Origin of the sequence: Corallococcus terminator, from assembly GCF_003611635.1 — a bacterium.
In the GTDB taxonomy this organism is placed as follows: Bacteria; Myxococcota; Myxococcia; order Myxococcales; family Myxococcaceae; genus Corallococcus; species Corallococcus terminator.
In genome coordinates, this window is record NZ_RAVZ01000399.1 from 1 (window position 1) to 7,843 (window position 7,843).

At 65.2% G+C, this 7,843-nt stretch carries 4 protein-coding genes and 1 pseudogene; all 5 read left to right on the forward strand.

Going from position 1 to position 7,843, the window contains the following annotated elements; genetic code table 11:
* Positions 1-643 (forward strand): annotated as a pseudogene (locus D7V88_RS35980) (hypothetical protein); the annotation flags it as partial.
* Between the two features lie 113 nt (positions 644-756).
* On the forward strand, positions 757-2,649 hold the full coding sequence (locus tag D7V88_RS35985; protein ID WP_120545113.1) for a serine/threonine protein kinase: 1,893 nt from the start codon (positions 757-759) through the stop codon (positions 2,647-2,649).
* 120 nt (positions 2,650-2,769) lie between these two features.
* Entirely contained in the window at positions 2,770-4,620 is a 1,851-nt protein-coding gene (locus tag D7V88_RS35990) for a serine/threonine protein kinase (protein WP_120545114.1), read from the forward strand.
* 102 nt (positions 4,621-4,722) lie between these two features.
* A complete protein-coding gene (locus tag D7V88_RS35995) occupies positions 4,723-6,594 on the forward strand; it encodes a serine/threonine protein kinase (RefSeq protein ID WP_120545115.1) in 1,872 nt (623 codons plus the stop codon).
* Positions 6,595-6,711: 117 nt separating this feature from the next.
* Positions 6,712-7,843: serine/threonine protein kinase (locus tag D7V88_RS36000; RefSeq protein ID WP_147449009.1), on the forward strand; the 1,132-nt coding region annotated here is incomplete at its 3' end.

The window sequence follows — 7,843 nt, forward strand, 5'->3', positions numbered from 1 at the left end:
CGAACCACCCGCGCCCGTGCCCGCGTCCCCGGCGGTGGAGGAAGCCGTGGCCGAGCTCCCGACCGACGCGCCCACCGAAGCGCAGGAGGAGGTACGTCCTTCACCCGTGCCCCGGAAGACCGCCGCGAAGCCAGGCCGTGCGGCACCGCGCGCCCAGGCCGCCGCGCCCGCGGCCACGCCGGAGGTCAGCGCACCGGTGCCAATCGCCCCGGCCATCGTCACGGCCAGTGCCGTCCCCACGGCCCCAGAGCCCGCGCCCACCGAACCGAAGGCCCCCGAGGAGAAGAAGAGCGTCTTCGATCTGGTGAGGTCCAAGAAGAACGAGGTCGAGCAGAAGGTCTCCGAGCTGGTCAAAACCAAACAACAGGAGATCCAGCTCAGGGTCTCCGGGCTCGTCCAGAACCGGCAATACGACGCGGCACTGGAAGCGGCCAACGACTGCGCGGCGAACAACCCCAGCATGCCGGAGTGCCAGCTCATGCTCGGGGACATCCACGGCAAGCTCAACCACCGGGCGGAGAGCGAAAAGCATTACGCGAAGTTCCTGGCGCTCGCCCCCGCGGATCATCCCCGTCGGGCGCGCGTCGTCGAGCTCCTCGGCAATGCCAGCAAGGACGCCAGCGCCACCCGGGCACCGGAATGATCCAGCCCTCCTGGCCAGACTCTTTTCACTCGCTGACACGCTGAGCGACCTGGCAGGAGAAGCGCGCCGTCCATTCAACCCAACCTGGAATCTGGCTTTAAGATGGACGGCTCATGGCACTGCAAGCAGGCGACGTCTTCGGTCGGTATGAGCTGGTCTCCTGGCTGGGCCGGGGTGGCATGGCGGAGACGTGGCGCGCGCAGCTCGTAGGTGACGCCGGAGTCACCAAGCCGGTCCTCATCAAGAAGGTCCTCCCGGAGTACGCGGACGACGAGGCCTTCATCTCCATGTTCATCAGCGAGGCGCGCATCTCCGCCACGCTGTCCCACGGCAATGTCGCGCAGGTCTTCGACTTCGGCCGGGTGGATGGTGAGTACTTCCTCGCCATGGAGTTCGTGGACGGCCAGCCACTGCACCGCGTCCTCAAGCGCGGGATGAAGAGTGGACTGGCCGCGCTGCCTGTTCCCGTCGCGGTCTTCATCGCGATGGAGATGTGCCGGGGCCTTCACTACGCGCACACCCGCACGAATGGCAGCGGAAAGCCGCTGGACATCGTCCACCGGGACATCTCTCCGGACAACGTGCTCGTCGGCTACGAAGGTCAGGTCAAGATCGTCGACTTCGGCATCGCCAAGGCCCAACTGCTGCGAGGCTTCAAGACCGCCCCCGGCGTGGTGAAGGGCAAGTACCTCTTCTTCTCCCCGGAGCAGGCGCGGGGCGAGGACGTGGACGCGCGCACCGACGTCTGGGCCACGGGCGTCGTGTTGTACGAATTGCTGTGCGGCAAGCTCCCCGTGGAAGGCCCTCCGCACGTCGTGATGATGCGGGTGGGACGCGGAGAGATTCCTGCCCCCAAGGTCCTCCGGCCGGACCTGCCGAAGGAGTTGAACGACATCGTGATGAAGGCGCTGACGCCGGAGCGGGATCAGCGCTTTGAATCCAGCCATGCGTTCGGGGATGCGCTGGCGGGATTTCTGTATTCGAACTACCCGCGCTTCTCCGCGATGACCATCGCGAACCTGCTGCGCGTGCTGTTCCGGGGCGACCTGGCGCAGGAGGGCCGAGAGCTTTCGGTGCCGGGCTCCTTCCTGGACGAGATGAGGGTCTGGCGCGAACCGACGGATCCTCCTGCGCCCGCGGCAACCCGCCCGGTGGAACATCGGCTCCCCCGGAAGGTCCAGGCTGTCCAGGCGCCCGTCACGAAGCCGACGGAGCCCCGGGAACTCGAAGCAGCACCCGGCCTCTCGCGTCGGATGATCCAGGGTTTGACCGTGGGAGGACTGCTGACAGCAGGAGCCTGCGTCTGGCTCCTGCTGGAACCGCTCTCCCCTCCCCCCACGGTCGTGGTGCCTCCCGCCATTCCCTTCCGGACGCCTGCGCCCGTCGCGAAACAGGCTCCCGTGGTGCCCGCGGCCAGCGAGGCCTCACTTGAGCCCGTGGGGACCCCAAGCGCACAGGAGAGGGAATCCATCGCGGTCAACGAGATGGTGAGATACGTCCATGAGGCTTCCCAGAAAGAGCAACTGGAAGCAGCCATCGACATGGCAAGCCTTTGCAAGGAGAAATACCCAGGCAATCCCAGATGCAGTGACCTCCTGCAAATCGCGATAGCGAAGACCGCGGACGCAAGAACGGCGCGACAGCGCGGGCGCTCACCGGATGCTCGCACGAAAGGCAATGCAGGCCGTCCGCTCAAAGCGACAGACCTGGATGCCTTCACCACCGTCGCGGAGATCCAGGCCCGCGTCGCGGCGCTGAGCCTGCAAGGAAACACCTTGGGAGCCATTGAACTGGCCCAGACCTGTTTGGACAGGGTTCCCAGCGCCGCGGAGTGCCACCGCATGCTCGGCGTCCTCTACGCCAAGATGCTGGCCTCCGAGAAGAGCGAGCACCACTACGAACAGTTCCTGCTCTTCGCCCCTGCGGATCATCCCAGGAGGGAGGGCGTCATGCAGATCCTTGGCTCCGCTGGCAAGGGGCCCCGAGCCACCCTCACGCCGGAGTGAGCCATTCCCTCCGGGCAGGGCACCGGGAACGTGCTCCTGGCATGGGCACGACGAGCGAACCCGGGGATAAGCACGCCACCCATTCGGCCAACCGGAAGTCTGGGCATAAGGTGGACAACCATGGCACTGCAAGCAGGCGACGTCTTCGGTCGGTATGAGCTGGTCTCCTGGCTGGGCCGGGGTGGCATGGCGGAGACGTGGCGCGCGCAGCTCGTAGGCGACGCCGGAGTCACGAAGCCCGTCCTCATCAAGAAGGTCCTCCCCGAGTACGCGGACGACGAGGCCTTCATCTCCATGTTCATCAGCGAGGCACGCATCTCCGCCACGCTGTCCCACGGCAACGTCGCCCAGGTCTTCGACTTCGGCCGCGTGGATGGTGAGTACTTCCTCGCCATGGAGTTCGTGGATGGCCAACCACTGCACCGCGTCCTCAAGCGCGGGATGAAGAGTGGACTGGCCGCGCTGCCTGTTCCCGTCGCGGTCTTCATCGCGATGGAGATGTGCCGGGGCCTGCACTACGCGCACACCCGCACGAATGGCAGCGGAAAGCCGCTGGACATCGTCCACCGGGACATCTCTCCGGACAACGTGCTCGTCGGCTACGAAGGCCAGGTCAAGATCGTCGACTTCGGCATCGCCAAGGCCCAACTGCTGCGAGGCTTCAAGACCGCCCCCGGCGTGGTGAAGGGCAAGTACCTCTTCTTCTCCCCGGAGCAGGCGCGGGGCGAGGACGTGGACGCGCGCACCGACGTCTGGGCCACGGGCGTCGTGTTGTACGAATTGCTGTGCGGCAAGCTCCCCGTGGAAGGTCCTCCGCACGTGGTGATGATGCGGGTGGGACGCGGAGAGATCCCCGCCCCCAAGGTCCTCCGGCCGGACCTGCCGAAGGAGTTGAACGACATCGTGATGAAGGCGCTGACGCCGGAGCGGGACCAGCGCTTCGAATCCAGCCATGCCTTCGGGGATGCGCTGGCGGGATTTCTGTATTCGAACTACCCGCGCTTCTCCGCGATGACCGTCGCGAACCTGCTGCGCGTGCTGTTCCGGGGCGACCTGGCGCAGGAGGGCCGCGAGTTGTCGGTGCCGGGCTCCTTCCTGGAGGAGATGAAGTCCTGGCGCGAACCGACTGTGACGAAAAAGCCGGATGAACAACTCCCGCTGGAACAGCGTCAAACCCGGCGTGTCGCCGCCGTCAAAGCGCCCGTCGCGAAGACGCTTGAACACCCGCAGGAACTCGATGAATCGCCCACCCCTTCACGCCGGATGCTCCAGGGGGTGATCGCAGGCGGGATTCTGACCGTGGGAGCATGTCTCTGGCTGATGATTGATTCACATTCGCCTCCGGCTGTGGTCGCGGCGCCACCTGCCATCCCCTTCCGGCCTCCAGTGGCGTCCAAGGCGACCGTGGAGACACCGCCATCACGAAGCCCCGAGACCGAGATTGATGACGAAGCAACCTCTGTCCGGGGAATCCTGCTCGCCATCAACCGGGCCTCCCAGGCAGACAATCATCAAGAAGCACTCGACCTGGCCAGGCGCTGCATCGAGCGATACCCCAACAATCCGAACTGCAAGAGTGCTGAGCGCGTCGCGCAATCGAACCTGGACGGCAGCCAGAACACACCACAGCCTGAAGCCAAGGCAGCCACCTACTCGGCCGCTGTCGCCAGCTACCCAGCCCTTGCGGATCGCTTAACGATTGAAAGATCCATCGCCGAGATACAAACACATGTCGCATGGCTTTCAAAAACAGGCAACATCCAGGAGGCGATTGAGGTCTCCCAAGCATGCGCGGACAGGGCCCCAAAACTCCCAGAGTGCCACTTGATGCTTGGCGTTCTCCACGCCAAGAACAAGGACGCCGCGAAGAGTGTGAAGCACTACGAGCGGTTTTTGACGCTCACGCCGGAAGGCCATCCCAGGAGAGATCGAGTCATCAAGATCCTCAGCGCAACCAGCGCACAGGAGTGAGCCCCCCCTTCCGTGGGCCATGGGCCCGGGAACTCTTCCGAGGGATAGCAGGGCGCCGTCCATTCGGCTTCACCTGGAATCTGGCTTTAAGATGGACGGCCCATGGCACTGCAAGCAGGCGACGTCTTCGGGCGGTATGAGCTGGTCTCCTGGCTGGGCCGGGGTGGCATGGCGGAGACGTGGCGCGCCCAGCTCGTAGGCGATGCCGGAGTCACGAAGCCCGTCCTCATCAAGAAGGTCCTCCCAGAGTTCGCCAACGACGAAGCCTTCATCTCCATGTTCATCAGCGAGGCGCGCATCTCCGCCACGCTGTCCCACGGCAACGTCGCCCAGGTCTTCGACTTCGGCCGGGTGGATGGTGAGTACTTCCTCGCCATGGAGTTCGTGGACGGCCAGCCCCTCCACCGCATCCTCAAGCGCGCGATGAAGAGCGGCCTGGCCGCCCTGCCCGTTCCCGTCGCGGTCTTCATCGCGATGGAGATGTGCCGGGGCCTGCACTACGCGCACACCCGCACGAATGGCAGCGGAAAGCCGTTGGGCATCGTCCACCGGGACATCTCTCCGGACAACGTGCTCGTCGGCTACGAGGGCCAGGTCAAGATCGTCGACTTCGGCATCGCCAAGGCGCAGCTCCAACGAGGCTTCAAGACCGCCCCTGGCGTGGTGAAAGGCAAATACCTCTTCTTCTCCCCGGAGCAGGCGCGGGGCGAGGACGTGGATGCCCGCACCGACGTCTGGGCCACGGGCGTCGTGTTGTACGAATTGCTGTGCGGCAAGATGCCGGCGGAAGGCCCTCCGCACGTGGTGATGACGAAGGTGGGGCGCGGAGATATCCCCGCTCCCAACGTCCACCGGCCGGGGCTCCCCAGGGAGTTGAACGACATCGTGATGAAGGCGCTGACGCCGGACCGGAACCAGCGCTTTGAATCCAGCCATGCGTTCGGGGATGCGCTGGCGGGGTTTCTGTATTCGAACTACCCGCGCTTCTCCGCGATGACCGTCGCGAACCTGCTGCGCGTTCTGTTCCGGGGCGACCTGACGCAGGAGGGCCGCGAACTGTCGGTGCCGGGCTCATTCCTTGAGGAGATGAAGTCCTGGAACGAGCCCAGTGTGACGAAGGAGTCCACCGCGCCGCCCCCAGCGGAGCACCGTGAATCGCAACGGGCCCCAGCCGCCAAACCGCCAGTCACGGAGACGACCGAGCCCCTTGCGCGCGAAGTACCGCCCGTGTCGCCACGTCGGCTGCTCCTGGGGCTGGGTGTTGGCGGGCTTCTGACGGCGGGTGCATGCCTCTGGCTCGTCCTGGACTCGCATGCGCCCCAACCCGCCACCAAGCTGCCTCCGTCCATCCCCTTTCGCCCTCCGGTGCCCGCCACGAAGCAGGCCCCTCCTCCCGTGGTGGCGAACGAAGCAGTCGCGCGAGCCTCACCACCCGCTGAAGCGCAGGCGTCCTCGGAGAAGGAAGCCAAGGAGGTCGGGGAGATGATGAAATACATTCACGACGCCTCAAAGCACGCGGAGATTGAGGCAGCCGTCGACATGGCGAACTTTTGCAAGGAGAAGTACCCCAGCAATCCGGTGTGCCAGGACCTGTTGCGGCTTGCCCTGTCAAAGGCCACCAGCTCAAGAAACTCACCGCCGCCTGAATCCATCGGCCCCTTTCTGGAATCACACGGCGCCATCATCCGCTCCATCAGGGAGATACAAGACCGCGTTGAGGCGCTCACCCTGCAGGGCGACATCGAGGGGGCCCTCTTCATCGCCCACACCTGCGCGAACAGGGCGCCCACGGTCTCCGAGTGCCACCTGCTCCTGGGCGACCTCTATGCCAGGCGCGGGGACATCAGCATGAGTGAAAAGCACTACCAACGGTTCCTGAAGATGGCCAATTCGAGTCACCCCAAGCGCAAGTACGTCATCGAGATTCTCAGCAACGCCAGCAAGGCTCCCAGCACCAGTGCTTCGCCGAAGTGAGTCTTTCCGTCGCATAGGGAACACCTTCCCCGCTCACCCGCAGAATCTCCCGGGCAGGAGAAGCACGCCGTCCATTCGGCCCCACATGGAATCTGGGCTGAGTAGGATGCATGGCCCATGGCACTGCAAGCAGGCGACGTCTTCGGTCGGTATGAACTGGTCTCCTGGCTGGGCCGGGGTGGCATGGCGGAGACGTGGCGCGCCCAGCTCGTAGGCGATGCCGGAGTCACGAAGCCCGTCCTCATCAAGAAGGTCCTCCCAGAGTTCGCCAACGACGAAGCCTTCATCTCCATGTTCATCAGCGAGGCGCGCATCTCCGCCACGCTGTCCCATGGCAACGTCGCCCAGGTCTTCGACTTCGGCCGCGTGGATGGTGAGTACTTCCTCGCCATGGAGTTCGTGGACGGCCAGCCCCTCCACCGCATCCTCAAGCGCGCGATGAAGAGCGGCCTGGACACCCTTCCCGTCCCCGTCGCGGTCTTCATCGCGATGGAGATGTGCCGGGGCCTTCACTACGCGCACACCCGCACGGATGGCAGTGGGAAGCCGTTGGGCATCGTCCACCGGGACATCTCCCCGGACAACGTGCTCGTCGGCTACGAGGGCCAGGTCAAGATCGTCGACTTCGGCATCGCCAAGGCGCAGCTCCAGCGGGGCTTCAAGACCGCCCCTGGCGTGGTGAAGGGCAAGTACCTCTTCTTCTCCCCGGAGCAGGCGCGCGGCGAGGACGTGGATGCCCGCACCGACGTCTGGGCCACGGGCGTCGTGCTGTACGAATTGCTCTGCGGCCGGCTGCCGGTGGAAGGCCCTCCGCATGTGGTGATGACCCGGGTGACCAGCGGCGAGATTCCCAATCCCACCGTCCACCGACCGGACCTGTCCTACGAACTGAACAGCATCGTGATGAAGGCGCTGACCGCGGACCGGACTCAGCGCTTTGAATCCAGCCATGCGTTCGGCGATGCCCTGGCGGGGTTTCTGTATTCGAACTACCCGCGCTTCTCCGCGATGACCGTCGCGAACCTGCTGCGCATGCTGTTCCAGGGAGACCTGACGCAGGAGGGCCGCGAACCGTCGGTGCCGGGGTCCTTCATCGAGGAGATGCGGTCCTGGCAGGGAGCGCCAGCGAAGCCTGAAGCCAAGACACCCCCTGCCCCCGCCTCACCGTCCGGCCCCTCACGCCGGATGGTCCAGGGGTTGCTCGGAGCGGGAGCGCTGCTGACGGCCGTCGTGGGGCTCTCCGTCTTCA